Origin of the sequence: Dysgonomonas mossii, from assembly GCF_004569505.1 — a bacterium.
Taxonomy (GTDB): domain Bacteria; phylum Bacteroidota; class Bacteroidia; order Bacteroidales; family Dysgonomonadaceae; genus Dysgonomonas.
Map to the genome: position 1 here is coordinate 1 of NZ_SPPK01000108.1, position 404 is coordinate 404.

1 pseudogene is annotated in these 404 nt (G+C 39.1%); it reads right to left on the reverse strand.

From position 1 onward, the window contains the following. Positions 1-404, reverse strand: a pseudogene (locus E4T88_RS17650) (cysteine--tRNA ligase); the annotation flags it as partial.

Below are 404 nucleotides of genomic sequence, written 5' to 3' on the forward strand. Positions count from 1 at the left end.
GCACTAAAATAAAGTTACCAAGAGACTTACTCATTTTTTCATTATTAATATTTACAAATCCGTTATGCATCCAGTAGTTAGCAAATGTTGTATCACTATGTGCTTCAGATTGCGCAATTTCGTTTTCGTGGTGAGGGAACTGAAGGTCTGTTCCTCCTGCGTGTATATCAATTGTATCACCTAAATGTACATGAGCCATGACAGAACATTCTATATGCCAACCAGGGCGTCCTGGTCCCCAAGGGCTGTCCCACTTAATTTCACCAGGTTTAGCTTTTTTCCAAAGTGTGAAATCTAGTTCATCTTCTTTTTGTTCACCTGTTTCAATTCTAGCTCCAACTTTCAAGTCATCAATAGATTGGTGACTCAACTTGCCATACCCTTCAAAACGACGTGTACGATAA